Raw genomic sequence first — 24,849 nt, forward strand, 5'->3', positions numbered from 1 at the left:
ATACAACTGCGGAATCAAATCCGCTTGCTATGCAGCGCAACAATCTGCAGCTGATCGGAGCCATGGCGACGGGGATCGCATGGGCCTTTGTCGGTATGGCAACGACCATCTGTGCACAAGATCTCCCTCCAGAAAAGGTTCCTGAACGCACCGGTGTTTCCAATCTGGCCTTACTCAGCCAATCCCGCCCACGACGGCTACCCGAATCGCACCGCCCGTTCCGAAAAGGGGAAACGCTGCGTCTGGTGTATCCATTAGCTCAACCTGCGGAGGAGGTTCAGCCCTATGGCTGGCGCTACTCAGACCATCGCCAACGCTGGCGCATGCACGTGGGCCATGACCTGATCGCTCCTGCGGCAACGCCGGTTCTGGCCATGCTTTCAGGACGAGTGCAACTGGTGCAGTCGATCAGCGGCTATGGACTCACGGTGCTGCTCGACCATGGCCGGGGCTGGCAAACCGTGTATGCCCATCTTCAGAGCTCTGACATCCATGTCGGTCAGCTGGTGCAAGCCGGTGACAACATCGGTCGCGTGGGACGCAGCGGCTCCGCCAGCACCGACCATCTGCACGTGGAGCTCAGACGACTGGAGGGTCGCCAGGCCTTTGCCCTGGACCTTGGCCCACTACTGCCCCACTAATGCCGGATCTAGAGCTTCACGGCGTTCTGTTGACGCGTCTCCGCTTTCCAGACCCGCCAGCGCAGTTGCAAGGTCTCGGGCAAATCGACAACGATTGGCCAGGAGGCGTTGTAAGGAACGAGGTAGGGCTGCTTGCCCAGCGATAGGAAGGAACTCCTGCTCGACTGATCATCAAGACAGGCCATCTTGGAGCTGATCACAGCAACTGGACCTTTCACTTCGAAGAGAGCCTTACCGGATGCCTTGGGCAGCATGCGCATGGTCATTCCAGAGCCTGAAAGGCGCTTGGTGTTGCAATCAAGCGTGACCGTCTGGCCCACGATCAACTGAATCCGCCAGTCGATTGGTGATGCAGAGATGATTGGATCTGCACTCTTGGGCAGCAGACCCGAAGGCTGAATTACCCAACGTTTAAGGCCTGGGGCTGGCTGCGGATAGCCACTCAGATTCAGACGCGGAATCGCAACACCGGGCTGCGCAGCCAAAGCGGAGAGTGATAGAGCAGCTCCAAAGCAGGCGATCGGCTTCAACTGCTGATGCGGAGGCTTCGTCATCACCCCATGGGCAACAGAATGCTCAGCATGACCGATTTCACCTCGATTGCCCTCTTATCAGGCGGACTTGATTCGGCCACAGCGGCAGCTCTAGCGATTGAAGCGGGCGGGCGAGTGATCGGGCTCTCCTTCGATTACGGACAGCGCCATCGACGTGAACTGCAGGCAGCAAATACCATCGCCGAAGCTCTGAACCTGGCCGAGCACCACACCATCAGCGTGAACCTGGCCAGTTGGGGGGGGTCATCGCTGACGGATCAACAACAGGCATTACCGACCCATGGGCTGCAGGAGGGAGTCATCCCCAACACCTACGTGCCTGGAAGGAACACGGTGTTCATCAGCATCGGCCTCAGCCTGGCTGAGGCCCGCAACGCAGACCGCCTCGTTCTTGGAGTGAATGCCGTGGATTACTCGGGGTATCCCGATTGCCGGCCCGACTATCTGGAGGCTTTCCAGACCCTTGCCAACCTCAGCAGCAAAGTGGGCCGGGAAGGACATGGCCCCCGGCTCTGGGCACCACTGGTGACATGGAGCAAGCAACGGATCGTGGAGGAAGCCCTGCGCCTGGGCGTGCCCATCGAGTCGACCTGGAGCTGCTACAGCGGTGGGAGCAAGCCGTGCAGCGTCTGCGACAGCTGTCGCATTCGTGATGCCGCCCTGCGCGATGCCGGCCGCCCCGATCTTTGCAGCAGCGAAAGCCGATGACCCTGTTGCGCAGCCGTCTGCCCTGGCTGGAGCCGACCTTGGTCGCTGAAAACCTAGCTCACGTTCACGGTGAGAACGGCCTGATCTGGCTCGATGGAGATGGCAGCGAACTTGGACGCCACATCACCCTGGCGGTTGATCCTCTGGAGCAGCACTGCTGCCGAGGGCTGCCGGGTGATCCAGGAGCGTCCAATCCCTTCACAACGCTGCGGCATCTCAAGGACGGACACTGGACTGGATGGCTCAGCTACGACGCAGCCGCCTGGACGGAACCCGGCAACCCCTGGCGTCGCGATGTGATGGCAACCCTCTGGATCGCACGCCACGATCCTGTGCTGCGATTTGATCTCAAAGCCAGAGAAATCCATCTGGAAGGGGTTGACCCCATGCGCCACGCGGCCATGGCCAAAACACTGGAACGCCTGACACCAAACAAGATCACTTCATGGCAAGAGAAGACGCTTGGATGCAGCTGGCATCGGCACAGTGACCGCTCCACATACAAAGCCGGCGTCAGCAAAATCCGTGAGCTGATTGCCAGCGGCGATCTGTTCCAGGCCAACCTCACCAGCTGCGCAAGCAGCACTCTCAGAAACAACGTCAGCAATCTGGAGCTGTACGGACGATTGCGCGATCAATGCCCCGCTCCCTTCAGCGGTCTCCTCGTTGGTAGCGGTGCTGCCACAGGTGAAGCGATTCTCTCCACCTCCCCGGAACGCTTTCTGCAGGTAGAGCCAAGCGGAGCAGTGCAGACAAGACCAATCAAAGGAACCCGGCCACGCCATGCCGATCCCTGCATCGACGACGACCTGGCAGCGGACTTGGTCTGCAGTGCCAAGGATCGCGCCGAAAACGTGATGATCGTGGACTTACTGCGCAACGACCTTGGTCGTGTCTGCCGGCCTGGATCGGTGCAGGTGCCTGATCTTGTACGGCTCGAGAGCTATGCCCGCGTGCACCATCTCACCTCCGTTGTCACCGGTCAGCTGCGTGCGGGCGCCAGCTGGGTGGATCTACTGGAAGCCAGCTGGCCAGGAGGCTCGATCACGGGAGCACCCAAACTGAGGGCCTGTCAACGGCTATACGAACTGGAAGCTCAAGGCCGTGGACCCTATTGCGGATCGATTCTCCACCTCAACTGGAACGGCCACTTCGACAGCAACATCCTGATCCGCACCCTGCTGCGTAAAGACACGCAGCTACGGCTCCATGCCGGTTGTGGAATTGTGGCTGACTCCGATCCAGAAGCGGAAGCAGACGAACTCGACTGGAAACTGCTGCCCTTGCTGGAGGCACTTAGATGACCTCAACAATCCTTGGCTGGCATAACGGCGAGTGGGGCAGCGCCGATGCACTGGGCATGCCGCTCACGGATCGCGGTCTGCAGCTTGCGGATGGATTGTTCGAGACGGTGCTGATCCAGGACGGAAATGCCCAGCTGCTGAGTGAACATCTGCAGCGGTGGCAGCACGGCGCAGCACGACTCGGCATGGCAGCTCCTCCCGCTCGCCCCTGGCTGGAGGACTTGGTTGGTGAAGCCATCACCCGTGCTGCTCTCAACAGAGCAGGCACAACGGGGGCGATGCGTCTCAACTGGAGCCGAGGCAGCATTGGTGGCCGTGGAATCGGCTTGCCGACAGCTGATCCGGATCCAACTCAGCACCGCTTCTGGCTCACCCTTCAACCCCATCAGCCCAATTTTCAACCCGCGCAGGCCTGGATCAGTGTTCAGGAACAACGCAACGCCAACAGTGTTCTGAGCCAATGCAAGACTCTCGCCTACGGCCAGTCGATTCAGGCCAGGCGGGAAGCGCAAGCACTGGGGTCAGAGCTGGCTCTACTGCGCAATACAAGCGGTGATCTCTGCTGTGGCGACAGCGCCAACCTGCTGGTGAAGCGAGAAGGGCACTGGATCACCCCACCGCTGAGCAGCGGTTGCCTGCCAGGTGTGATGCGAGCCAAAGCACTTCAACAGAAACTCGTCACAGCCACGCGCATTGGTCCAACACTGCAAGCCGACGACCAGGTGCTGCTGATCAACAGCCTGGGCTGCAGGTCCCTCAAACAGGTCGACAGAATGGAGCTGCATCCCTCTGCAGAAGCAAAGTTGCTGTGGCAGCAGCTGCTTCTTGGTTGAGGCAGAACAGGCTTTCAGGAAAGGAGTGTGTTGTTGTCGTGCAACCCTGGAATCCACTTCAACACTGCTGCCGACCAACCCTCGCCATGGGGTGCTGGCGCCAGTTGGTAACGACCCTCGGCCACGCCGACCTTCAGCTCGGGATGGGGTCCGGCTGCTCCTGGAACCACCACCGCACAGTCGCTGGCATCCAGCAGCGCCAGGTCATTCGGCGAATCCCCCAGGGCCAGCACCTTCACGTCCGGAACTCCCTGACGTTGTTTGAGAGTCTGCAATGCCTGGCCCTTGCTCACCCCGGCACCCAGCAGATGACCAAGACGATTGCCCTGCACCACTCCCAGCTGACGCATTTCAGCCAGCACCCGAAGACGATGCCGCGATTCAGGGAGCTTCGGTGGGACGAAGGGAACGCTGCACTGACGGCGTTGTGCCATCTGCAGAGCCTCACCGCTGAGGCCTAAGAGCCGATCGGCATCCATGTCACTGAGATCATCAAGGGCATGGAGCGGCTCCCCGAGCTCACGCTCTAGATCAGCAAGTTGCGGTCTGAGCTGTCTCCAGGATGGACCCAGGTCTTGGCGCCATACCTCACCAGTCGCGGATTCTCCATAGATGGCCCCACCGTTCTCGACGATGAACGGATCATGCAGACCCGCCAACTCACGAAAGCGGAGCACCTCCTCAGCCGTCTTGCTCGTGCAGGGGATCACGGGAATGCCGTGACGCTGAAGGCAACGGATCGCGTCCTTCGCGGCTGACCAGTCGTAGTGATGATCCATCAGCGTGCCGTCGAGATCAGTCACAACCCACCAGTTGGAGTGTGGAGTCATCGTCATGCCTGCACCAGCCAGAGCACGGCATACGGCTCGAGTGCATGCCGCCTTCGCGGCGCAAACTGCTGATCAGTGAGGCGATCGACCCAGACCAGATCATCTCGGCCGCCCATAACGGTGGGATCAAACGTCAAACGTGAGGCTGTGAAGTTGTGCACAGCCACCAAACTGTGACCCTGATGGGAGCAACGCAGAACGACACGATCCACGCGATCGACACTAAGCACGTCCAAGACGCTGTCCGGATGCAGTGCAGGTAGCTCGGCACGCAACGTGAGTGCATGGCGCAGAGCCGTCAACACAGCGGTTGCATCGCTATCGGGATCATCAAGGCGCCGCTCCAGCGCTGCTGCTTTGAATTGAGGGCGATTGATGTCCCGGCGATGACCACTTTGACGAAAGCGAGCCAGATCATTCGGACTCGCAAGCAAGGCTGGTAGATAAAAGGCAGGAATGCCTGGAAGCACCAACTTCAGCATTTCGGTGAGCAGAAAACGCTGGCGCTGAAGATGAGCTGGATCGACACCGGCATCGGCCATGGCGCTCCACCAGCTGATGTTGATCTCATAGGGAACATCATCCCCATCAGCGAGTCGACGGTGACTCACCAAGCCACCTCGCTGCTCACAGGCAATCAGCAAATTCAACAGACGCCGCTGGGGCATCAGACCCTCCAAAGGCCTCAACCCCACGCCGTCATGGCATGCCGTGAAGTTGAGCAATGCAGTGGAGTTTGGCAGTTGGGGCCAGCGCGAAAGCCAGCGGTTCAGCAGATCAGCAGACCCGCTCATGGCGGCCTCCATCAACAGGGGAGGAAGCGGGAAGTTGTAGGCGAGATGGGCTTCGCGACCACTGCGCAGGTAGGAGAGGTTCTCCTCCTCCGGAACGTTGGTCTCCGTCACCACCACGCCACCACCAGCGCAGGCGTAGGTGAGCAGATGTCGCAGCACCTCGACCAGTCGATGGACTTGAGGGCGATGAATGCACGAGGTGTTCGGCTCCTTCCAGACGAAGCCAACGGCATCGAGTCGAATCCAGCGCACACCATGGGCGAGCTTCTGCTTCAACAAACGCGTGAAGCCAAGCAGAACTTCAGGACAACGCCAATCCAGATCAACCTGATCCGGTCCGAATGTGGTCCACACCTGACGCTGACCGACAGAGCTCCGCAGATGGGTGAACAGCGCTGAACTGCGCGGACGGACCACGTCGTCCCAGCAGGGATCAGGGGCAGCTTCCAGCACACACAAGCGACCAGGCTCCTCATCTCTCAAAAACTGACGCACCCATGGATGAGATGCAGAAACATGGTTGAGCACCAGATCGGCCATCAATCGACGGCCCTCGGCCAACGCAGCGAGATCACTCCAGTCGCCATGCCGCTCCTCCAACTGCTCATGACTCGAAACGGCAAACCCACCATCACTGGTGGACTCAAGAAACGGCAGCACATGAATCACAGATGCAAACACCTGCAGATGGCGATTCACAAAGCTGCGAAGCCCCTGCAATCCAGGTTTTGCATCATCAACGACAGAATCCGCATAGGTGATGAGCACCACATCGTCTCGATGCCAGCAGTGATTCGGGTCTGCCGAATCGGCAAACGCCGAAGCCGGTCCGAGAATTTGCAGCAATTGCGACGACAACGCTTGGAGATCGGCGGAAGAATTATGCGGGTAGAGATCACTTAGCAGGATTCGCAGCGTTTGATCGCGCGGAGGCTGCATCAGGTTCCACCAGAACGTCGTTCAGGTATGGAACAAGTTCTTCTCCTCTGTTGTCGCATCGAACACCGCATGGATTTTCAGCAAAGCCTGATCACCACGGTTCATGATTACAGCCTTGGCAATCTCGACGCCATCGACTTCAACCAGGAGCTTCGGCAAAGGTCCACCGCTTTGCTAATTCCGTGTCTGATGGAGGAATTCAAGCGGCCAGCCCTGAGCCTGATCCGCGACACCTTATCCACGCTTACGGGACTTTCCAGTCTGGTGATCGCCCTTTCCGCCGACAGCATCGAGGACGTCGATGCAGCCGAAGCCTTCTTTGCAAACATGCCTTTCCCAGTGCAGGTGCACTGGACCAACGGCCCGGCAGTGCATGAAGTGCTCTCCTCCATGGGCAGCCTGGGCCTGGATCTAACCGGCCCACCTGGCAAAGGCTGGGCTGTCTGGCAAGGACTGGGAGTGGCTTGCCAGCAGGCGGAAGTGATCGGCTTGTTTGACGCAGACATCCGCACCTTTGGTTCTGGCTATCCGGAGCGAATGCTGCGACCACTGCTCAACCCATCCCATGGGATGGCCTATGTGAAGGCCTTCTACAGCCGACTCTCGTTAGAAACCCAGGCGCTGCAGGGGCGCGCTACACGATTGTTCGTTGGCCCCTTACTGGCAAGCCTGGAACAGATTTTCGGCGCACTGCCCTACCTCCGCTACCTCCAGACCTTTCGTTATCCACTGGCTGGTGAATTCGCCTTCACCCGCGACCTGGCGATGAACCTGCGGATCCCTTCCGACTGGGGACTGGAGATGGGACTGCTCTCCGAGGTGTATCGCCACGTGGCACCCAGCCGGATTACGCAGGTGGATCTGGGGTTGTTCGATCACAAGCACAAAAGCCTGGGGAACAAACCTGACGAAGGCCTGCAACGCATGGCCAGCGAAATCTTCTGCACTGTCTTGCGCAGCCTGATGGAACACGAGGGCTGCGTGATGTCGATGGATCAACTACCCACCCTGGAGGTGCTTTACCGGCGTGTCGGAGAAGACAGAGTGCGCCAATTCGGGCTCGACTCCGCCATTAACCGTCTTCCCTACGACCGTCATGGAGAGGAGCTTGCATTGCACAGGTTTGCAGACCTGCTGCGCCCAAGCCTGAGCGGTCTGCTGGCCTCGCCGATCGCACATCAGCTGCCCAGCTGGTCACGACTGAACAGCTGCAATCCATCCTTTGCAATGGACCTCGCACAAGCAGGCAGAGTCGGGCGCGAGTCACCGAGCTACACAACAAGCGCCATCAGACTTAGACGTCCCAACCACTCACCAGCAAGACTCGAAGTCCAGGCCAACGCTTCAACAACCGCAGCAGCTTGAGGCTGAGCATGAACTAAAGCTTTTCGTGGAAATCAGTGAACAAAAGATGATGGGTGTAACACAGCGAACTTCAATCAATGTTGCGACAACTACCGAATCAAAAGATTTGGTATCAAGCCTGTAAAATTGAAATATTGCAGAGGCTCGTTTTGTGACAAATCAGACATTTGACCTGTCAGATTTTGACGATATTAAAGGAGCGAGTTTTGCAACTAGATGATCGAATGCGCGTACCGCAACAACACTGACAAGATGGTGATTGTGAAGTGCATTGGGGAATCGCACTTTTACCTGGAAAAGGTTGTCATGCCCAAAGAGATGTTCTGGTTTGAAGCTCCACAAGAGGCTCAGCTGGAACTCTGGATGATGTCTCCACAAGGTCAGATGTTGGATGTACGAGCATATACAGCCGACTACGCGATGGATGCCGATCTCCAACAACAGTTGGGGCTTGAACGAACCTGTATGGCGGTCGCGGACACCCGCTGAATCAACAAAAGCTCCCCGAAGCTCAACTCCACCCTGCCGAAGATGAGCGTCGACTCATAAACCTATGAGGTGTTCGCTGATGGCAAGCTGCTCAGATGAGCGCCCGCCGACGAGCTGCCACTTTCTCAGCGCTACCTCTTGTTATGAATCAATCCCTGCTGGTGATTCAACACGTTGATCACGAGGGTCCTGATCTGATCCATGAACTCGCAATGCAACGAGGCATGAGCATCCAGACGATCCGTCCAGATCTCGGAGAGCAACTACCCGACCCGGCCAGCACTCCAGACACCATTGCCGTGGTGCTTGGAGGACCGATGGGGGTGAACCAACGCAACGACCCGAAGATGGATTGGCTTCGTCATGAACTGGAGTGGCTGTCGAGCTGGCATCGGCAGAAAAAACCAGTATTGGGAATCTGCCTGGGAGCCCAATTGCTAGCCGTGGCGGCGGGAGGATCGGTGGAGCCGCTCAGCGTGGGAGAACCTTCTGCACCCCTGAAGGAACTGGGGATTGGAGCCATCCACTGGCTGGTCGACCCCAGCGAAGAACCACTACTCCATGGCCTTGATCCCAGTGCACTGGCCCTGCACTGGCATGGCGACCGCATCCGACTTCCCGATGAGGCCACCTTGCTTGGATCGTCATTGCACTGCCCAGAGCAAGTGTTCAAAATCGATCGACATGCCGTAGGCCTTCAGTGCCACCTCGAAATTTCAAAACCAAACCTGGAGCGGTGGATTCAAGCCGACGCCGCTTACATCGTTAGCGCAATCGGAAAAAACGGAGCCGATCAGCTTCGCAACGACTGGAAGCGACTTGGCGGGCATCTGCAAAAAAGCGGGGCCCAGTTGTTCACCAATGTGTTCAGTCAGCTACAAAACATCAGCAGTCAGTAAATCCAAAACATTTCGAAACTGGTATCAGTTTGAAAACCACAACAACAATCCACTCAATCAAAATTGTCGTGTAGTAGTTACTACACAACGTTCACTTCATCCTTGGGTGAAGCGCAGTACAACTCAGGCCATGGAACGGGGACCTGAGCTTGCTTCGGATAACTGAATCATGAGTACGCTTCTCTATCGCGGCCACACCTACGACCAGTACAAAGAGTTTGCAAAAAAACCAGCTATCAAGCTCACTTATCGCCGGCAGGTCTATCAAACACGCCAGGCCGAAGCCCAACGGGAAAGAGTCGAATTGAAATACCGAGGTGTCGCGTACATCCACTGAAATGGCGCTGTTGCAAGCCATCCTCACTGAAGATGACTTATAAAAAATTTGACCTAAGCCGCTAGTGGCAGGGGTCTGACCCCGTGCAGTTGGGGTTTGGCATCCGACGTCGTCGTTGCATTCATCAGCGAAGGGATCCGCGCACTGTTGTACACGCGAAATTCCTGCACAAGAGACACTCCAGGCTTTCGAACAGCCTGGTTCAACACCACAGAGCCATCCGGATCAGAGATGGAACGGTGGAAGGTCCGCGGGGGGATGCGCAAGATATCGCCACCACCTTCAAGCCTGACGATGTGAAACGGCTGCTCCCAGGCAAGATTCACCAAGTAAAACGTTCGTCCACCACTGGCAGCCAGAAGATTGTCTTCCTGATTGGGATGCATATAAAACTGCCAGGCCCCTGTTTCGGGGTCATCTGGTGGACTCACGGCAGGGCCGGAGTGAATCACCAGATCACGGGCATTGGACGTCTCAACCGTGACGTCAAAGAAACGCACAGAAGGCGTGTCGCGAAACCGCTCGAAAGACAACAGTTCGAACATCACCGATGGGCCGGATGAAGGCCCGAACTCTGAACTGTTTTTACCGAGCTTTCTCTACTGAAACGGTGCCGTCGATAACGGTTCAGCCACCCAGATAAGCCATCTCTGCATGAGGTGACGTCCTGAAAGCAGCCTGGCCCCGGCCCTCCTCGCTGTACTGGTCGAGCCTTCTCTGCCACAGGGCACAGATCTCTCTCTCCAGGTCATCGTCACTGGTCAGAGCCGGTTTCAGATCTGTTCCACGAGCTGCAAACAGACAAGTGAAGGCTTGCCCATCAGCGGTAATGCGCAGTCGGTTGCAGTCTCCGCAGAACGGCTCAGTAATTGAGGCGATCACACCAATGGCAGCGACGCCATCGCGATAACGCCAGCGCAAGGCAGTACCACCCGGTGATCGACCGAGTGACGACAACGGCCATTGGCGGCTGATGCGATCGACCATCACGGCTGCAGGCAAAACCTGCTCCATGGCCCAACCGTTGCGATTGCCCACATCCATGAATTCGATTAAGCGCAGCTCCAGCCCTTGCTGACGGGCCAACATTGCTAGAGGAATCAACTGATCGTCGTTCACGCCCCGCTGGATCACCGCATTGAGCTTTAGGGCGCCGACAGCAGGGTCAAATCCGGCCGAACGAGCCGCCTCAAGACCAGCCAGTACCTGTTGAATCAGTCGCGTTCCAGCAGGCTCGCCACCGCGCAGGCCAGCCATGCGCGCCACCACCTCACCCTCGACCGCATCAAGACTGATGGTGATCCGTTCGAGGCCAGCAGCACGAAGAGCACGAGCCCGTTCCTGCGTCAGCAAGACACCGTTGCTGGTGAGTGCCACCTGCCGTAGACCCTGCAGAGGATTGCCAGGAGTGGCACGCCCCAAGGCAACCTGCTCCAGCAGCGGGAGCAACCGATCGCTCAGTAACGGTTCGCCTCCGGTGAGCCGCAGAGTATGGGCCCCCAATCGGGAAGCAACCCGGATCAGTCGCAATTGCTGTTCAAGGCTGAGCAGACCTGGGGGATCCACAGCATCGGGGCAGCAATAAGGACAGGCCAGATTGCAGCGTGCCGTGAGCGACATCCGCAGCACCCCGAGCGCTCGAGCCCTCTGGTCAATCGGGGGAGATGCGGCAATCATCGAATTAACGCTGCCAGATCAATGGGCCGATTGACATTGACCAACTGATCAGGGGGAAGTTTCACCGTGTCATAAGGAATACGTTCAAGCCAGCCGCGCCAACGACCCTTCCCCTCCGTCAGCTCATCGTCAAGCGCCTTGCGATAGAGCGCACCGGAGGGATAGATGCCAAATAGATGCTGGAGCCTGGAGCCATCATCGGCAACAAACGCTCTGGATTGCTGCGTTCTCCAGCAACGGATCAGTTGCTGCAATGCTTCCAGACGTAAGCCGGGCATATCCACAGGCAAGGTGAGCAGCGCTTCATCATCACGATCGTGCAGGAGACAGCTCAAGGCCCAGAGGGGACCTGCCGGCTGCCATGGCTCAGCTTGGACAGTCACACCTTTGCGAGTGCTAAGCAGCTCGTGATGACTGACATGACCCGTCAGCACACAGACCTCAAGACCCGCTGAGCGCAACAGTTGGACCTGAGCCTCAAGCCAGCGCGATCCATCCGGATGGCTCAGCAAGGCCTTATCTGCACCCATGCGACGACTGGCACCGCCGGCAAGAACAACACCCAGAAGACGACGAGACATAGAACCGAAGGTCTTGAGCCTTGGTAACACCTCAGGCCAACGACAGTGCAGTCACAACGACTACTAAAAAGACTCAAGTCACTTACAAACACAATTGAAGCAAAACCTCAGCAATGCAATTTTGTAGCCAATGCAACGATTCTTAAAGGCCCCAAATGGTGCAATTAATCGGCGGTCTGCATGAGCGCCGTATCTTGAAATCCTGAGTGCCTTCGTTTCGACACCGGGGTTTGAATCTCTACACCAACAAACCCCATGCTTGGCGAACTCTGGTCATTCCAGGGGAGATACCGAACACTTCATCTCACCTGGTTTGCTTTCTTTTTAACTTTTGTCGTTTGGTTCAATCTGGCACCACTGGCCACAACCGTTAAAGCAGATCTTGGACTGACTGTCGGTCAGATCCGTACGGTTGCAATCTGCAATGTTGCACTCACCATTCCAGCCCGTGTGCTGATTGGCATGTTGCTGGATAAATTCGGTCCTCGCCGCACCTATTCCACCCTGCTGGTGTTCTCGGTCATTCCCTGCCTGATGTTTGCATCAGCCCAGGATTTCAATCAACTGGTGGTGTCTCGACTGCTTCTCTCCATCGTGGGCGCTGGCTTCGTAATCGGCATCCGCATGGTGGCCGAATGGTTTCCTCCCAAAGAAATTGGCCTGGCAGAGGGCATCTATGGCGGCTGGGGTAACTTCGGCTCCGCCTTCTCAGCGCTGAGCCTGGTAGCCCTAGCTGGCTTTCTCTCCTTCTCCGGGGGATTCGAGCTGCCGACTGGCCCAGCCCTGAACTGGCGAGGAGCGATTGCTTTAACGGGAATTATCTCCGCCGTCTATGGGGTAATTTACTTCTTCAATGTCAGCGACACGCCGCCAGGAAAGGAGTATCAACGACCTGAGAAGACTGCAGGTCTTGAAGTGACCTCGATGAGGGATTTCTGGGGATTGCTAGGCATGAATGTTCCCTTCGCAGCAATCCTCTGCGTGCTGTGCTGGAGACTTCAGAAAGTTGGATTCCTAAACACTGGAACATATCCACTGGCCCTATTGGCTGTACTCATCTGGTTCATCTTCCAAACCTGGGGAATCATCCGAACCAACCGTGATCTGATCATGGGAACCAAGGTGTATCCCAAAGAAGATCGTTATGAGTTCCGTCAGGTGGCCATCCTTGAACTCACCTACATCGTGAACTTCGGTTCCGAACTAGCTGTGGTTTCAATGCTGCCAACCTTCTTTGAAACCACATTCGACCTGCCGAAAGCGACAGCAGGAATTTTGGCGTCCTGTTTCGCCTTTGTAAATCTGGTGGCTCGACCAGCTGGTGGTCTGATCTCCGACAAGCTCGGCAGCCGAAAAAACACCATGGGCTTTCTCACAGCCGGACTGGGCATCGGCTATCTGGTGATGAGCCAGATCAAACCGGGCACATTCAGCGGTTCTACAGGAATCTTCATTGCTGTGGTGATCACCATGCTTGCTTCCTTCTTCGTTCAATCTGGGGAAGGAGCAACATTCGCCCTCGTACCGCTGGTGAAACGCCGGGTTACTGGTCAGGTGGCAGGCCTGGTTGGGGCCTACGGCAATGTTGGCGCCGTGACTTACCTCACCATTTTCAGCCTGCTGCCGCTCTGGATGGGTGGAGGGAAAGATCCTTCCCCTGAGGTGATTGCAGCCTCCAACAGCACCTTTTTCCAGATTCTGGGAATCGCAGGACTGATCGTGGCTTTCTTCTGCTTCTTCTTCCTCAAAGAACCCAAGGGATCCTTCGCTGAGTTGCACGAAGGTGAAAGTCCCTCATCATCCACGCCAGCCCTGGCTCGCTGAACCATCAGCAGCCTCGACTGCAATCACAGATCCCCGGTGCAAACAGCACCGGGGATCTCTCATTCCATCGGCCTCATTGATGACCAGTCCCTGCGAAAGCATTCAGAGTCAGTGCCCGTACTGCGGCGTGGGCTGCGGTCTGGAACTAATGCCACCTGGAGAAGCCGGAAAATCCGTGAAACGGGATGCCGAAGGTAACCCGATGTGGACTGCGCGTGGCAACAAACAGCATCCATCGAACCTCGGACAGGTCTGCATCAAGGGGGCCACAGTGGGAGAGACGCTGGCTAAAGGCAGGCTGGCTCAGCCTCTGTACCGGCCAACGTTCAACGATGATTTCCAGCCGATCAGCTGGGACAGTGCCTTTGACCTCCTGACAGGGCGGATTCGCAGCACCCTCCGCGGGAAAGGGGCCGATGCCATCGCCATGTATGGCTCCGGCCAGTTCCACACCGAGGACTACTACATGGCCCAGAAGCTTTTGAAAGGAGCTCTGGGCACCAACAATTTCGATGCCAATTCACGCCTCTGCATGAGTTCAGCGGTGGCCGGCTACACCCGCAGCCTTGGCTCGGACGGTCCTCCCTGTTGTTACGAGGATCTCGATCACTGTTCTGTTGCATTCCTGATCGGAACAAACACTGCCGAATGCCACCCCGTGCTGTTCCAGCGCCTGCTCAAACGCAAAAAACGTGATCCAAAGGGCCTCACCATCGTTGTCGTGGACCCTCGTTGCACAGACACGGCCAAGATTGCCGACCACCATCTAGCCATCGCCCCGGGCACCGATCTCGCCCTGCTCCACGGTCTGGCTCGACTCGTCATTGAAGACAACGGCTTCGACAGCGATTTCATTGATGCCGCGACGGAAGGGTTCTCTGACTACACCAAAACCATTCATGCCTGGTCAGCGCAGGAGACCGCCAAGCTCTGCGGGATCACAGAACAGGAACTACGCGACGTTGGCAGGCTCTGGAGCCGCAAAGCAGGCATCCTCAGCCTCTGGTCCATGGGCGTGAACCAACGCAGGGAGGGCACCGCCGTAGTCAGTGGACTGATCAATCTGCATTTGCTCACCGGCGAAATCGGTAAGCCCGGTGCAGGACCGTTTTCACTGACAGGCCAGCCCAATGCCATGGGCGGCCGTGAAGCCGGAGGCCTGGCCCATCTGCTGCCGGGCTACAGGCTGGTGGCCAACCCGGAGCATCGCTCCGAAGTGGAGCAGGCCTGGGGATTGGCCTCAGGATCCATCGCTGCAGAACCTGGTCTGAGTGCCTGGCAACAGGTGGAAGCAATGGAGCGGGGTGAGCTGGATCTCTGGTGGGTTGCTGCTACGAACCCCCTGGTGAGCATGCCTGATCTGGAGCGGGTCAAGGCAGCGATGGAACGTTGCCCCCTCGTGGTGGTGAGCGAGGCTTATGCCGACACAGAAACATCTCACTACGCCCACCTGCTGCTGCCGGCATCGCAGTGGAGCGAAAAGTCTGGAGCCATGACAAATTCGGAGCGCCGTGTGACGCTCTGCCCGGCATTCAGACCACAACATGGCGACAGCCGGCCCGACTGGGAGGTCTTCGCAGAGCTCGGACGTCGTCTGGGGTTCGTCGAACAGTTCACCTACGCCTCATCTGCAGAGGTGTACAGCGAATTTGCCGCTCTGTCCGCTAGCCGGATCTGCGATGTATCAGGGCTGAGCCACCAGCTGTTGAACGAGCATGGTCCCCAGCAATGGCCTTTCCCCCTCGGCCATGAGCCGACACAAGCAGCCAAGCGTCTATACGTCGGTAAGCGATTCCCGACAGCCAACGGGCGTGCCCGATTCCAAGCGGATGCTCCGCTGGGACTGGCGGAACCACCCTGTGAGATTTATCCACTGGTGCTCACCGTTGGTCGCTACCTCGGCCAGTGGCACACGATGACGCGCACTGGAAAAGTGAAGCGCCTGAACAGCATGCACCCGGAACCCCGCCTGGAAATTCATCCTAGTGATGCGGAACGATTCTCCATTGAGGATGGGGGTCTGGCGGCGATCACCTCCAGGCGAGGCACACTCACAGCACGCGTCAGTGTGACCGATCGGATCCGCAAGGGCTCAGTCTTTCTTCCGATGCACTGGGGGTTCACGCAATCCGACGCCTGCGAGGCCAACACCCTGATGCACGATCAGGCCTGCCCGATCTCCAAACAACCTGAACTCAAGGCAACGGCAGTGGTGGTTGCCCCGGCCGTCTCAGTGATGCAACCGGTCGAACAACAGAGCGGACGACTGGAGAGACTGCGCAGGATGCTCATCCCAGCACTTCGCTGAACGCGGCATCAAGGTTGTGATGATCATGGCCAGGGCGCACCAGCTTGCAGAGAGCGAAGCGATCCAGCTCACGCAGCCTCATCCAGGCCTGTGAAGTCAGGTTGATGCCACGAAGACGAGCCGCATCCAGAAGCTGATCGGGAAGCTGAGCCGGCCGTTGCCAGGGCTCCTTCACAGCAGGAGGCAGATCTTTGACCATGCCATCCGCCATCGCAGCCGTGCAGACGCGCAGGTGATCGCGCATCTGAGCGAGGTGCTCGGGGGAATCGCCCCAGTCGACCAGACGCTGACGCTGCTCATGACTCATCGCCAACCAATGACTGAGCTTGAGCTTGATTCCTGCCAAATCAAGTTTGCGGCGAACACACAACGGGATACATCGCCAGGTGCCAATGAAGTCCTGTTCGAATGCAAAACAGTGCCGCGACTGATCCAGCTGCGGATGCATTGGTAGTAACAACAACGCTTTGCATATCTCTAGCTGAAAACAGTGGCAACAACGACCAACGACGTTGAGCAAAGCAGAGATGCTCAGCTCAACGTTCTTCACTTCAATGCGTTTCGCCCTTTGTTTGGGAATGATTTTCGGCTCGGCCCATGGCTGGTTGGCCTCCGAAGGATTGGCTTCAGGGCTCCTGCTCATCAACTCCCCGCAAGAGGGGTCGACACTGCAAAGTTTCAGTGAGCTCAGTAGCGATTCTTACAGTTTTTATCCATAGTGAGAGCAGATTGTCCATCTCAGAATGATTCGCTCCTACTCAACAACCAGCGCAAGCCGCAGCCCAATCACCGTTGCAGCAGGTTTCATCGGCGCGTTCATCGTGGCCTCTCTGGCTGTACAGATGGTCCGTAGCCAGCGAGCTGCAGTCCCTCCAGTGATGTCGTCAGAGTCTTCAACCCAGGTGGAGCCAGTCATCACCTCTCAGGCTGCAATGTGGTCTGTACTGGGTGATCGCTGATCAACACTGACGAACTCAGTCAGCAACCGATTCATTGATGTCTGAACAGCTTTCGCACCTCACCGGTCAGGGTGAGGTGCACATGGTTGAAGTCGGTGATCGTGCCATCACCAAACGCGAGGCAACCGCGATGGGTTCGCTGGTGATGAGCACCTCCACATTGGAGCTGGTGCTGAGCGGCGAAACCTCCAAAGGCGACCTAATGGCCGTGGCACGCGTCGCTGCCATTCAAGCCGCCAAGCGCACATCGGAACTGATTCCTCTTTGCCACCCGCTGCCCTTGAGCGGCATCGACGTGTCGATTGAACCTGACCCATCGCTTCCTGGTCTGACTGTGAGGGTCAGCTGTCGCACGACCGGTCAGACCGGCGTGGAGATGGAGGCGATGACAAGCGTCTCCATTGGACTGGTCACCCTCTACGACATGTTGAAGTCGGTTGAACCAGGCATGACGATCAACCGAATTCAGCTCATGCACAAAGACGGGGGTCGCCATGGAAGCTGGAGCTGCTGACCCCTACGGCCGCGAGGGCTTGCCCCTGACAAAAGCGCGACAACAAATTCTGGCTTCCATCCGGGATCAAACATCGCGTCGTACTGAACCGTCGATCGAAACGGTCGCGCTAGATGATGCCCTTGAGCGCGTCAACGCAGCCCCGGTGTTGGCCAGGGCCGATGTTCCCGGCTTTAGGGCCTCGATCATGGACGGCTACGCCCTGGGCCAAAGGCAGCAACCAGCCGTTGATGACACCTGGAGGTTGGTTGGTCGATCCGCACCGGCCGACCCTTACACCACTGTGCTTGCCCACGGTGAAGCTATTCGAATTCTCACCGGTGCACCCTTGCCTGAAGGGGCTGACTGGGTTCTCCCCCAAGAACTGGTGCAGAGGACGAACGACAGTCTTTGCTTAAAACACGAAGCCTCTGCCAACCCATGGATCCGGCCGGCCAACGAGGAATGCAGTCAAGGATCCATCTTGCTGAAACCAGGGCAGCACCTCGGACTTGCTGATCTTGCCCAAGCTGCCAGCTGTGGCGTCCAGCAACTGGATGTTTATCGCCAACCACGCATCGGGCTGCTGATCAGCGGCGATGAACTGGTGCCTCCAGGTGAACAGCGACCTAAAGGAGCCATCTGGGAAAGCAACAGCACCTTGCTTAAAGGTCTGCTGAGGCGTCTTGGCTACCAAGCATGGGATTGCCGGGTGGTGGCCGATCAACCGCACGCACTGCGCGAAACGCTCCTTGAGCTAAGCGCCTGCTGTGATGTATTGGTGAGTACCGGAGGTGTCTCCGCCGGTGACAGCGACTGGATCCGTCCGTTGATGACGGAGCTTGGCGAGGTGGACTTCTGGAAACTGTTCCTCAAACCAGGTCGGCCCTTCGCCTTTGGCTGCGTGGGCACTGACGTGCCGTTCTTTGGCCTGCCAGGCAATCCCGTAGCAGCAGCGATCACCGCTTTGCAACTGCTCTGGCCAGCACTACAGGTGCTGGAGGGCCAGCAGCAACCGGAGCTGTTACCAAGACTGCGTGTGAACCTTGAAACGCCTTACCGACGTCGGCCAGGACGGCCGGAACTAGCCCGGGCTTCGCTGATCTGCACCGCCGACGGGCAACTGCGTGCCCGAATCGATGGATCCCAGGCCTCCTCACGCATCGGCTCACTGCAGAATGCAGATCTGCTACTGGAAATTCCTGCAGAGTCAGGTGAACTGGAACGCGGGGATCAGCTCTGGGCACAGCTGTTGCGACGGCGAATGCTCTGAGAAAGCCCTCAGGGTCACAGCGGTGTGTTCTCCGATAACCAGGTGCCCACGCCATGGCTCCATTCCCGCTTCCAGAAAGGAGCGTCATGCTTTAGCGCCTCAAGCAACTCGGTGCAGCAGCGTTGTGAAGGCCCACGTCGATCAGCACTAATCGCCACCAAAACAATCAGCTCGCCGGGCAGCAACCGACCTACACGGTGCAGCACTAGCGCAGCACGGGCATCGTGTTTCTCCAGCAGTTCGCGGGTAGAAACCTCAATCAAACGCTCGCACAATCCTGGATAGTGGCTGAGCTCAAGGGCCTCCAGCGGTCGCCCATCCATGGCAACGTCGCGCACGCGGCCCATGAACATCGCTGTGGCGGCATCCCTCTGGGAACGCAACCAGCCGTCGAGCTGTGAGAAACCCAAAAGGGGTTGCTCAGCAATGACAATCTCAAGGTCAACCGGCTTCGTTCCCACAATCAACCTCCGGTAAACGGCGGCAGAAAAGCCAGTTCATCGCCCGCTTGCACTGGGTGGTCGGCGCTGACGATGTCCTGGTTGATGGCAACAAGCACCACCTGGGGTAAGTCACCCAGTTCAAGCTGATTCCAGATCTCTCTGGCTGTCTGCACAGCCGGCGCATGCAGTGCAACACAACGATCAGACCAACCCGCCTGGTCCCGCAGTGAGGCAAACAACAACACCTTCACCGAATGTGGCGCATCGGGTTGCCTCTGGTTCATCCGTGCCATACGAAACCATCACGGTTCTAGCGTTTGTCGATCACACCTCAATCAACGCTGCGTGCTGTCCATTGCCCTGCTGACGATTTCAGACAGTCGGACCCTGGAGAACGACCCGAGCGGAGATCTGCTTCAACAACGACTGATCGATGCCGGTCATCAATTGCAGACTCGTTCAATCTGTCCCGACGACCGCTATCAGATTCGAGCGCTCGTCAGCCAATGGATCGCCGATTCAGCCGTTGACGTGGTGCTCACCACCGGCGGCACAGGCCTGACGGGACGCGACGGCAGCCCTGAAGCGATCGGCCCCTTGCTGGACAAGACCATCGATGGGTTCGGTGAACTGTTCCGGATGCTCTCGTTCCAGACCATCGGCACAAGCAGCCTGCAGAGTCGCTGCCTCGCCGGAGTGGCCAACGGTACGTTCATTTTCGTTCTGCCTGGATCGCAGGATGCCGTCACCACAGCCTGGGAGCGACTGATCTCAGCCCAGCTGAACAGCGAAACCCGCCCCTGCAATCTGGCGCAGCTCAAATCACGGCTAAAGGAATCCGCACATCAGCCACCAACCTGAAGATCAGAACGGGATCGGCATGGTGACATCGGCCGGCTGTGGCGCACAGGATTCCACCTGCTCCTTCACCACATCTCCAACCACAATCACGGAGGGGGAGGCAAAGCCTTCACTGCGGGTGCGCGCTGCCACGTCAGAGAGAGTCGCCTTGAGACAACGCTGCCCGGCCACAGTCCCCTGCTGAATCACAGCCACTGGGGTCTCCGCACTGAGACCACCTGCCTCCAACTCAGCAGCGATCTTCGGCAGGTTGTGCAGGCCCATGTAAATCACCAGACCATCACTGGCTGTGGCCAGTGAACGCCAATTCACACTGGGGCGGCGCTTGTCGATCTCCTCATGACCGGTCACAAAGGTGACGGAAGAACCGGCTCGACGATGTGTCACAGGAATCCCGGCGTAGGCGGGTGCGGCGATTCCAGCGGTCACCCCTGGCACCACCTGAACCGAAACGCCGTGTTTCACCAGATGCGCAGCTTCCTCACCACCGCGTCCGAACAGAAAGGGATCCCCGCCCTTGAGACGCACAATGCAGCGGTGACGAGCAGCCAGCTTCACCAGCACTGCATTGGTGCTTGGCTGCGGTACGGAATGATGCCCACGTCGCTTGCCCACGAAATGACGTTCGCAGTTCTCGGGCACCAGATCAAGAACCTCCCGAGGAACCAGAGAGTCGTAAACCAAAGCGTCACAACGACCCAACAGGCGATGAGCCCTCACGGTGAGTAGATCGGGGTCTCCAGGGCCTGCACCGACGAGATAAACGGTTCCGGTGAGTTCAGCAGTCGTCACGGCAGAGCGGCAAGCAAGTCGATCAGGCCCTGACGAATCAGAGCTAGGTCTAGAAGCGGTGGAAGACCTCCAGCCTCGCTCAGTGCCTCCGTCATGCGATTGGGGGCCAGCGCAAGCATCAGTGGGTGAGCCTCGGGATGGCTTTTCTGATAGTCAGACCAATCGTCGAAGGACAGCAACGGCAGCCCCATGCGCTGGGACAACTCCAGAAGGAAACGATCGGCCTCTTCGGAACTCAATGGGTGATGAACCAGAACCGAGCCCTGAGCAGCAAAGGGCTGAAGCGCTTCAGCAACAAGAGTCCACCACCACTGCAAGGAACCAAGAAAAGGAAGCAGCGAGACTTCGGCACCTTCACGCTGCATTCGATTTTTGATCTCAGGCACATCCGCACGCGCGTGGGACCCCGGCCACAACAACAAGGGGACCAACCAACTCGGTTGCTCGGGACTCACTGGTGGTGAATCTGCAGTGAGTACCTCCAGCTGTACAGGAGCCTGACGACGCTGCTGGAGTGCCCGATGAAATTCGATCAGCGATTCAGGCACGACACCACCGGAACGCCCATGCACAACCAACCTGATCGCTCGCTGACAACCCAAATCGCTGTTCCGTAGCAATGGCCACGGATCGATACTCGAACTGACTGCTGTCATCAGTGGATTGTCATTCCTCCAGCTGCCATGCCGCGTCGTCCGTACACCAATCGCACTATCTCTGAAGGACGGTACAAGCGAGACAACGCTGTTCAAAGCTATCGCTCTGAAAGGGTTGATCCGCATTCCGATGAAAGACGCAGCAGTCACCGGAGACACGGCCAGTTCAAAACCGAGCTCGACCGGGATTTCGCCGCAATGAAACGAGTCTGGCAAATGCTTCGTTATGGGGCCATCCGAATGATCGGCGAAGTTGGACGTCAATACTGAGCCCGCGAAAGGCAGCCTTCTAGGGCTACATCAGATGGATGAGTTGTAGCCACAGTCACAAATTCGTTCATCCCAGCTGGATTGAAGAATCAACTGAGGAAATTGTTTGATCCACTACCGACAGTCACCAGACAAGACTCTTAAATGCCGCGAAAGCGCTCATTTTCTTTTTGAAGCGCAGGTCATCTGAACCCTTTGATTGATAAGCAGCATTTCGTGACCAATCATTCGCCCCTCGCTCGACAAGATCATGACGACTAGCTCTCCTTCCAGGCCATATCTGGATGGCAAGAAGCTGAATAAAATCGAACAAAACAAGTCGGCCAAAGATGGTCTATTGGTCGGTAGCGAAATTGAGAAATTTGCTGAAATGGGGTGGGAGCAGGTTGATGAAACTGACCTTCAACTTCGACTCAAATGGTATGGAATGTTTTGGCGGCCTAAAACACCCGGAAAATTCATGCTGCGCCTGCGTGTTCCTAACGGTGTGCTCTCAGCTCAACAATTGCGAGTTGTCGGCTCCATTGTTGAGCGCTACGGCGATAATGGCAGTTGTGACATCACCACCAGGCAAAACCTGCAACTGAGGGGAGTGCTTCTTGGTGACCTACCGGAAATCCTCAAGCGCCTTGAAGAAGCTGATCTGAGTACGATCCAGTCGGGTTTCGATAATCCTCGCAATGTCACCGGAAACCCAATCGCGGGGATTGATCCCAATGAAATCCTTGACACCAGGCCTTACACAGATGAACTTGAAAACTTTTTAACCAATCACCATAAGGGCAATCCTGAATATTCCAATCTTCCCAGAAAATGGAATACGGCAGTTGCCGGTGCAAAAGACAATTTCCTTCTTCATAATGACATTGCCTTCCACCCCGTTGAAAAAGATGGTGTGATGGGTTTCGGCATATGGATTGGCGGCATTCTTTCCTCACAGAAGAATGCCTATGCCATTCCCATGAATGCCTGGGTCAAGCCAGAAGACATTTGCCGGATGACAGATACTGTGATTCGCCTCTGGAGAGATAATGGAGAGCGCAACAAGCGCCCTAAAGGTCGATTCAGAATGTATCTCGATGAAGTTGGTCACGACAACTTCCGCGATCAAGTTGAAGAACAATTCGGACCGCTAACACCTGATCCCGGGTCAGTCTTTAACACCACTCCCCGATCGCACTACGGCATTCATCCGCAGAAACAGGACGGACTAGTGTTTGCTGGACTGCACGTTCCGGTTGGTCGACTGACAGCTCAGGATCTCCATGACTTAGCTACAGCGAGCATCACCTACGGAAGTGGAGAAGTACGGCTAACCGAAGATCAGAACGTGATCATCGTTGGACTACCGCAAGCACAGGTCGAAGCCTTTGAAAGTGATCCACTGCTTCAGCGGTTTCCACTCAATCCTGGCGCCATTTCGGCAGGTACTGTGTCTTGCACAGGAAGTACCTATTGCGGATTTGCACTCACCAACACCAAGGATCAAGCCTTGGCCGCGGCCAAACAACTCGATCAGGAGCTTGATCTACCTGAGGAATTAAAGATTCACTGGACAGGTTGCCCCAACAGTTGCGGTCAGGCCTACATGGGTGCAATTGGCTTAACAGGAGCCAAAGCCAAAAACAGTGAGGGCAAAACAGATGATGGATACACGATGACTCTGGGTGGATCCCAAGGACCCAATCCAACTGTGGGTGAATTACATCAGAAGGCCATTCCGGCTGAAAACATCAAAGAGGTTCTTCGCGAAGTTCTGATTGAGAGATTTGGTGCAAAGCCGCGAAAATAAATTCAAATAGCTAAGCAGATCAATGATTATGCAGTGCTGGTGCCGACTTTTTGAAGCCATCACAGCCAAGCTGATCACATGCCAACCTTACGAAATTGTTTTTATGACCAGCAACAGTGATTTCTTCTCAAAGCTAGTTAACTGGTTTACAAAAGCTGGCCAAGACAAACAACCCATTTTACGCGCAGAACATGAACGGGATGCGTTTTCCAAATTGATGAACAAGATCAGCGGTTAACTATTGGCCTCGGCACTTCATCAACCACCTCATCTCATCCCCCATCAAACACATTGAAATCATGAGTGTGACTGCTTCACAGATGGACTACGTACTTCCCAACGAACTTGTCGACGGCATGATCGGTGCCGGCGGCAAAAAATCCACCGTCAGTGTCAAAAACCTGTTGCTTAGGGGATTTTATTCAGGAGCAATCCTCGGCCTGGCCGTGATCCTTGCACTCACTGTGGGGCTTAAAAGTGGGCAACCATGGCTTGGCTCGCTGCTCTTCCCATTCGGTTTCGCCAGCATCGTTCTGTTTGGCATGGAGTTAGTCACGGGCAACTTTGCCCTGCTACCAATGGCCACCTGGGCTGGCAAAAGCACCTGGGGAGCCACCTTCCGAAATTGGTGCTGGGTGTGGTTGGGAAACTGGATCGGAACTGCTGTTGTGGCAGTTCTGATGGCCATCAGCCTTACAAGTGGAGGAACTGTTGACCCAGCATCAGCTGCTGAGGGTGGCGGGATGTGGCAACAGGTCGCTGCAAAAATCATCGGGCTAAATAAAGCCAATGTTGTTGTCAAATATGAGAATCTTCAGTCTCTTGGCTTCTTCCTGGCCATTGTTCGAGGCTTAATCGCCAACTGGCTGGTTTGTCTGGGTGTGACGATGGCCCTGGTCAGTAAAAGTGTTCCTGGAAAGATTCTGGCGTGCTGGCTGCCAATCACAGCCTTCCAATCGATGGGCATGGAGCACATCGTGGTGAACCAGTTCTTACACACCGCAGGACCAATCCTTGGTTCTGGAGTTCCCTACTGGAAATGCATTTTCTGGAACTTCCTGCCCGTCACCATTGGCAACATCATTGGCGGCATGGTCTTTATCGGAATGCTCTTCTACAGCACCCACCGCACCAACATTGGAAACGTGCTGCCAAGCGAGCACGATGACAAACTGGAACGCGAACTGGCCGCTGAACTCGGCGCCCGCTGACTGACGTTCTGTGTCT

Annotated in this window: 27 protein-coding genes and 1 pseudogene; 16 read left to right on the forward strand and 12 right to left on the reverse strand. The window is 56.8% G+C overall.

Annotation, left to right across the window (positions count from 1 at the left end; translation table 11 throughout):
* Window positions 1-29 precede the first annotated feature (29 nt).
* Entirely contained in the window at window positions 30-641 is a 612-nt protein-coding gene (locus SynBIOSU31_RS14260; protein WP_255477277.1) for a M23 family metallopeptidase, read from the forward strand.
* A gap of 8 nt (window positions 642-649) precedes the next feature.
* On the opposite strand, the gene SynBIOSU31_RS14265 is transcribed toward SynBIOSU31_RS14260, so the two are convergent.
* Window positions 650-1,195 carry an ecotin family protein gene (locus SynBIOSU31_RS14265; protein WP_186491073.1) on the reverse strand — a complete coding sequence of 182 codons (546 nt, stop codon included), beginning with the start codon at window positions 1,193-1,195 and terminating at the stop codon, window positions 650-652.
* A 27-nt stretch (window positions 1,196-1,222) separates the two neighbouring features.
* Here SynBIOSU31_RS14265 and queC point away from each other — a divergent pair, with 27 nt between their 5' ends.
* The 3 genes from queC to SynBIOSU31_RS14280 are packed head-to-tail and all read left to right on the forward strand — an operon-like array spanning window position 1,223 to window position 4,040.
* Window positions 1,223-1,903: a 7-cyano-7-deazaguanine synthase QueC gene (queC, locus tag SynBIOSU31_RS14270; protein ID WP_186491082.1), complete on the forward strand. Its 681-nt coding sequence runs from the start codon at window positions 1,223-1,225 to the stop codon at window positions 1,901-1,903.
* Window positions 1,900-3,207, forward strand: a complete 1,308-nt coding sequence (locus tag SynBIOSU31_RS14275) for an anthranilate synthase component I family protein (RefSeq protein ID WP_186491084.1) — start codon at window positions 1,900-1,902, stop codon at window positions 3,205-3,207. Before queC ends, SynBIOSU31_RS14275 begins: the two co-directional genes overlap by 4 nt.
* Window positions 3,204-4,040 carry an aminotransferase class IV gene (locus tag SynBIOSU31_RS14280; protein ID WP_186491086.1) on the forward strand — a complete coding sequence of 279 codons (837 nt, stop codon included), beginning with the start codon at window positions 3,204-3,206 and terminating at the stop codon, window positions 4,038-4,040. The genes SynBIOSU31_RS14275 and SynBIOSU31_RS14280 overlap by 4 nt, the downstream gene beginning before the upstream one ends.
* A 14-nt stretch (window positions 4,041-4,054) precedes the next feature.
* Here SynBIOSU31_RS14280 and SynBIOSU31_RS14285 read toward each other — a convergent pair whose 3' ends face one another.
* Entirely contained in the window at window positions 4,055-4,876 is an 822-nt protein-coding gene (locus SynBIOSU31_RS14285) for an HAD-IIB family hydrolase (RefSeq protein ID WP_186491087.1), read from the reverse strand.
* Complete coding sequence (locus SynBIOSU31_RS14290) at window positions 4,873-6,603, reverse strand: alpha-amylase family glycosyl hydrolase (protein WP_186491089.1); 1,731 nt, start codon at window positions 6,601-6,603, stop codon at window positions 4,873-4,875. Before SynBIOSU31_RS14290 ends, SynBIOSU31_RS14285 begins: the two co-directional genes overlap by 4 nt.
* A 69-nt stretch (window positions 6,604-6,672) precedes the next feature.
* Between SynBIOSU31_RS14290 and SynBIOSU31_RS14295 the strand changes: the two genes are divergently transcribed.
* The 4 genes and pseudogenes from SynBIOSU31_RS14295 (at window position 6,673) to SynBIOSU31_RS14310 (ending at window position 9,693) form a co-directional block, all read left to right on the forward strand.
* Complete coding sequence (locus SynBIOSU31_RS14295; protein ID WP_186491091.1) at window positions 6,673-7,968, forward strand: glycosyl transferase; 1,296 nt, start codon at window positions 6,673-6,675, stop codon at window positions 7,966-7,968.
* Between the two features lie 216 nt (window positions 7,969-8,184).
* A pseudogene (locus SynBIOSU31_RS14300) lies at window positions 8,185-8,358 on the forward strand (DUF1830 domain-containing protein); the annotation flags it as partial.
* 194 nt (window positions 8,359-8,552) lie between these two features.
* On the forward strand, window positions 8,553-9,356 hold the full coding sequence (locus tag SynBIOSU31_RS14305; RefSeq protein ID WP_370593639.1) for a type 1 glutamine amidotransferase: 804 nt from the start codon (window positions 8,553-8,555) through the stop codon (window positions 9,354-9,356).
* A gap of 169 nt (window positions 9,357-9,525) precedes the next feature.
* Window positions 9,526-9,693 (forward strand): DUF4278 domain-containing protein, encoded by a 168-nt coding sequence (locus tag SynBIOSU31_RS14310; RefSeq protein WP_186491095.1) that lies wholly within the window; start codon window positions 9,526-9,528, stop codon window positions 9,691-9,693.
* A 53-nt stretch (window positions 9,694-9,746) separates the two neighbouring features.
* Here SynBIOSU31_RS14310 and SynBIOSU31_RS14315 read toward each other — a convergent pair whose 3' ends face one another.
* From SynBIOSU31_RS14315 to SynBIOSU31_RS14325, 3 genes are all read right to left on the reverse strand, one after another.
* On the reverse strand, window positions 9,747-10,238 hold the full coding sequence (locus SynBIOSU31_RS14315) for a redox protein (RefSeq protein WP_186491096.1): 492 nt from the start codon (window positions 10,236-10,238) through the stop codon (window positions 9,747-9,749).
* A gap of 82 nt (window positions 10,239-10,320) precedes the next feature.
* The gene (locus tag SynBIOSU31_RS14320) at window positions 10,321-11,370 is read right to left on the reverse strand and encodes a GTP 3',8-cyclase MoaA (RefSeq protein WP_186491105.1); all 1,050 of its coding nucleotides are present in this window, start codon (window positions 11,368-11,370) and stop codon (window positions 10,321-10,323) included.
* Window positions 11,367-11,951 carry a molybdenum cofactor guanylyltransferase gene (locus SynBIOSU31_RS14325; protein ID WP_186491107.1) on the reverse strand — a complete coding sequence of 195 codons (585 nt, stop codon included), beginning with the start codon at window positions 11,949-11,951 and terminating at the stop codon, window positions 11,367-11,369. Before SynBIOSU31_RS14325 ends, SynBIOSU31_RS14320 begins: the two co-directional genes overlap by 4 nt.
* A gap of 255 nt (window positions 11,952-12,206) precedes the next feature.
* Between SynBIOSU31_RS14325 and SynBIOSU31_RS14330 the strand changes: the two genes are divergently transcribed.
* Both SynBIOSU31_RS14330 and SynBIOSU31_RS14335 read left to right on the forward strand, forming a co-directional pair.
* A complete protein-coding gene (locus SynBIOSU31_RS14330) occupies window positions 12,207-13,775 on the forward strand; it encodes an MFS transporter (protein ID WP_186491109.1) in 1,569 nt (522 codons plus the stop codon).
* 79 nt (window positions 13,776-13,854) lie between these two features.
* Window positions 13,855-16,083: a molybdopterin oxidoreductase family protein gene (locus SynBIOSU31_RS14335; RefSeq protein WP_186491111.1), complete on the forward strand. Its 2,229-nt coding sequence runs from the start codon at window positions 13,855-13,857 to the stop codon at window positions 16,081-16,083.
* On the opposite strand, the gene SynBIOSU31_RS14340 is transcribed toward SynBIOSU31_RS14335, so the two are convergent.
* Together SynBIOSU31_RS14340 and SynBIOSU31_RS14955 are read right to left on the reverse strand one after the other, a co-directional pair.
* Entirely contained in the window at window positions 16,064-16,531 is a 468-nt protein-coding gene (locus SynBIOSU31_RS14340; RefSeq protein ID WP_186493152.1) for a nitrate reductase associated protein, read from the reverse strand. The two genes, SynBIOSU31_RS14335 and SynBIOSU31_RS14340, sit on opposite strands and share 20 nt — an antisense overlap.
* A gap of 306 nt (window positions 16,532-16,837) precedes the next feature.
* Window positions 16,838-16,999, reverse strand: a complete 162-nt coding sequence (locus SynBIOSU31_RS14955) for a hypothetical protein (protein WP_186491113.1) — start codon at window positions 16,997-16,999, stop codon at window positions 16,838-16,840.
* A gap of 80 nt (window positions 17,000-17,079) precedes the next feature.
* Between SynBIOSU31_RS14955 and moaC the strand changes: the two genes are divergently transcribed.
* Together moaC and SynBIOSU31_RS14355 are read left to right on the forward strand one after the other, a co-directional pair.
* Window positions 17,080-17,556 (forward strand): cyclic pyranopterin monophosphate synthase MoaC, encoded by a 477-nt coding sequence (gene moaC / locus SynBIOSU31_RS14350; protein WP_186491115.1) that lies wholly within the window; start codon window positions 17,080-17,082, stop codon window positions 17,554-17,556.
* Window positions 17,537-18,808: a molybdopterin molybdotransferase MoeA gene (locus SynBIOSU31_RS14355; RefSeq protein WP_186491117.1), complete on the forward strand. Its 1,272-nt coding sequence runs from the start codon at window positions 17,537-17,539 to the stop codon at window positions 18,806-18,808. Before moaC ends, SynBIOSU31_RS14355 begins: the two co-directional genes overlap by 20 nt.
* Window positions 18,809-18,822: 14 nt before the next feature.
* Here the strand turns inward: SynBIOSU31_RS14355 and SynBIOSU31_RS14360 are convergent, their stop codons facing one another.
* The gene (locus SynBIOSU31_RS14360) at window positions 18,823-19,272 is read right to left on the reverse strand and encodes a molybdopterin synthase catalytic subunit (protein ID WP_370593722.1); all 450 of its coding nucleotides are present in this window, start codon (window positions 19,270-19,272) and stop codon (window positions 18,823-18,825) included.
* Complete coding sequence (locus tag SynBIOSU31_RS14365; protein ID WP_186491118.1) at window positions 19,272-19,535, reverse strand: MoaD/ThiS family protein; 264 nt, start codon at window positions 19,533-19,535, stop codon at window positions 19,272-19,274. The genes SynBIOSU31_RS14360 and SynBIOSU31_RS14365 overlap by 1 nt, the downstream gene beginning before the upstream one ends.
* Before the next feature lie 61 nt (window positions 19,536-19,596).
* Here SynBIOSU31_RS14365 and moaB point away from each other — a divergent pair, with 61 nt between their 5' ends.
* Window positions 19,597-20,112, forward strand: coding sequence for a molybdenum cofactor biosynthesis protein B (gene moaB / locus SynBIOSU31_RS14370; protein ID WP_186491119.1), 516 nt, complete (start codon window positions 19,597-19,599; stop codon window positions 20,110-20,112).
* Window positions 20,113-20,115: 3 nt separating this feature from the next.
* Here the strand turns inward: moaB and cobA are convergent, their stop codons facing one another.
* Window positions 20,116-20,904 carry a uroporphyrinogen-III C-methyltransferase gene (cobA, locus tag SynBIOSU31_RS14375; protein WP_186491120.1) on the reverse strand — a complete coding sequence of 263 codons (789 nt, stop codon included), beginning with the start codon at window positions 20,902-20,904 and terminating at the stop codon, window positions 20,116-20,118.
* Window positions 20,901-21,560, reverse strand: a complete 660-nt coding sequence (locus SynBIOSU31_RS14380) for a DNA mismatch repair protein MutS (RefSeq protein ID WP_186491121.1) — start codon at window positions 21,558-21,560, stop codon at window positions 20,901-20,903. The genes cobA and SynBIOSU31_RS14380 overlap by 4 nt, the downstream gene beginning before the upstream one ends.
* A 27-nt stretch (window positions 21,561-21,587) precedes the next feature.
* On the opposite strand from SynBIOSU31_RS14380, the gene SynBIOSU31_RS14385 reads away from it, so the two are divergent.
* The 3 genes from SynBIOSU31_RS14385 (at window position 21,588) to SynBIOSU31_RS14395 (ending at window position 24,833) form a co-directional block, all read left to right on the forward strand.
* A complete protein-coding gene (locus SynBIOSU31_RS14385) occupies window positions 21,588-21,830 on the forward strand; it encodes a hypothetical protein (protein WP_186491122.1) in 243 nt (80 codons plus the stop codon).
* Window positions 21,831-22,080: 250 nt separating this feature from the next.
* Window positions 22,081-23,622, forward strand: coding sequence for a ferredoxin--nitrite reductase (locus SynBIOSU31_RS14390; RefSeq protein ID WP_186491128.1), 1,542 nt, complete (start codon window positions 22,081-22,083; stop codon window positions 23,620-23,622).
* A gap of 320 nt (window positions 23,623-23,942) precedes the next feature.
* Window positions 23,943-24,833, forward strand: a complete 891-nt coding sequence (locus SynBIOSU31_RS14395; protein WP_186493156.1) for a formate/nitrite transporter family protein — start codon at window positions 23,943-23,945, stop codon at window positions 24,831-24,833.
* The last annotated feature ends 16 nt before the right edge of the window (window positions 24,834-24,849 follow it).

This window comes from Synechococcus sp. BIOS-U3-1, assembly GCF_014279975.1.
Classification (GTDB): Bacteria; Cyanobacteriota; Cyanobacteriia; order PCC-6307; family Cyanobiaceae; genus Synechococcus_C.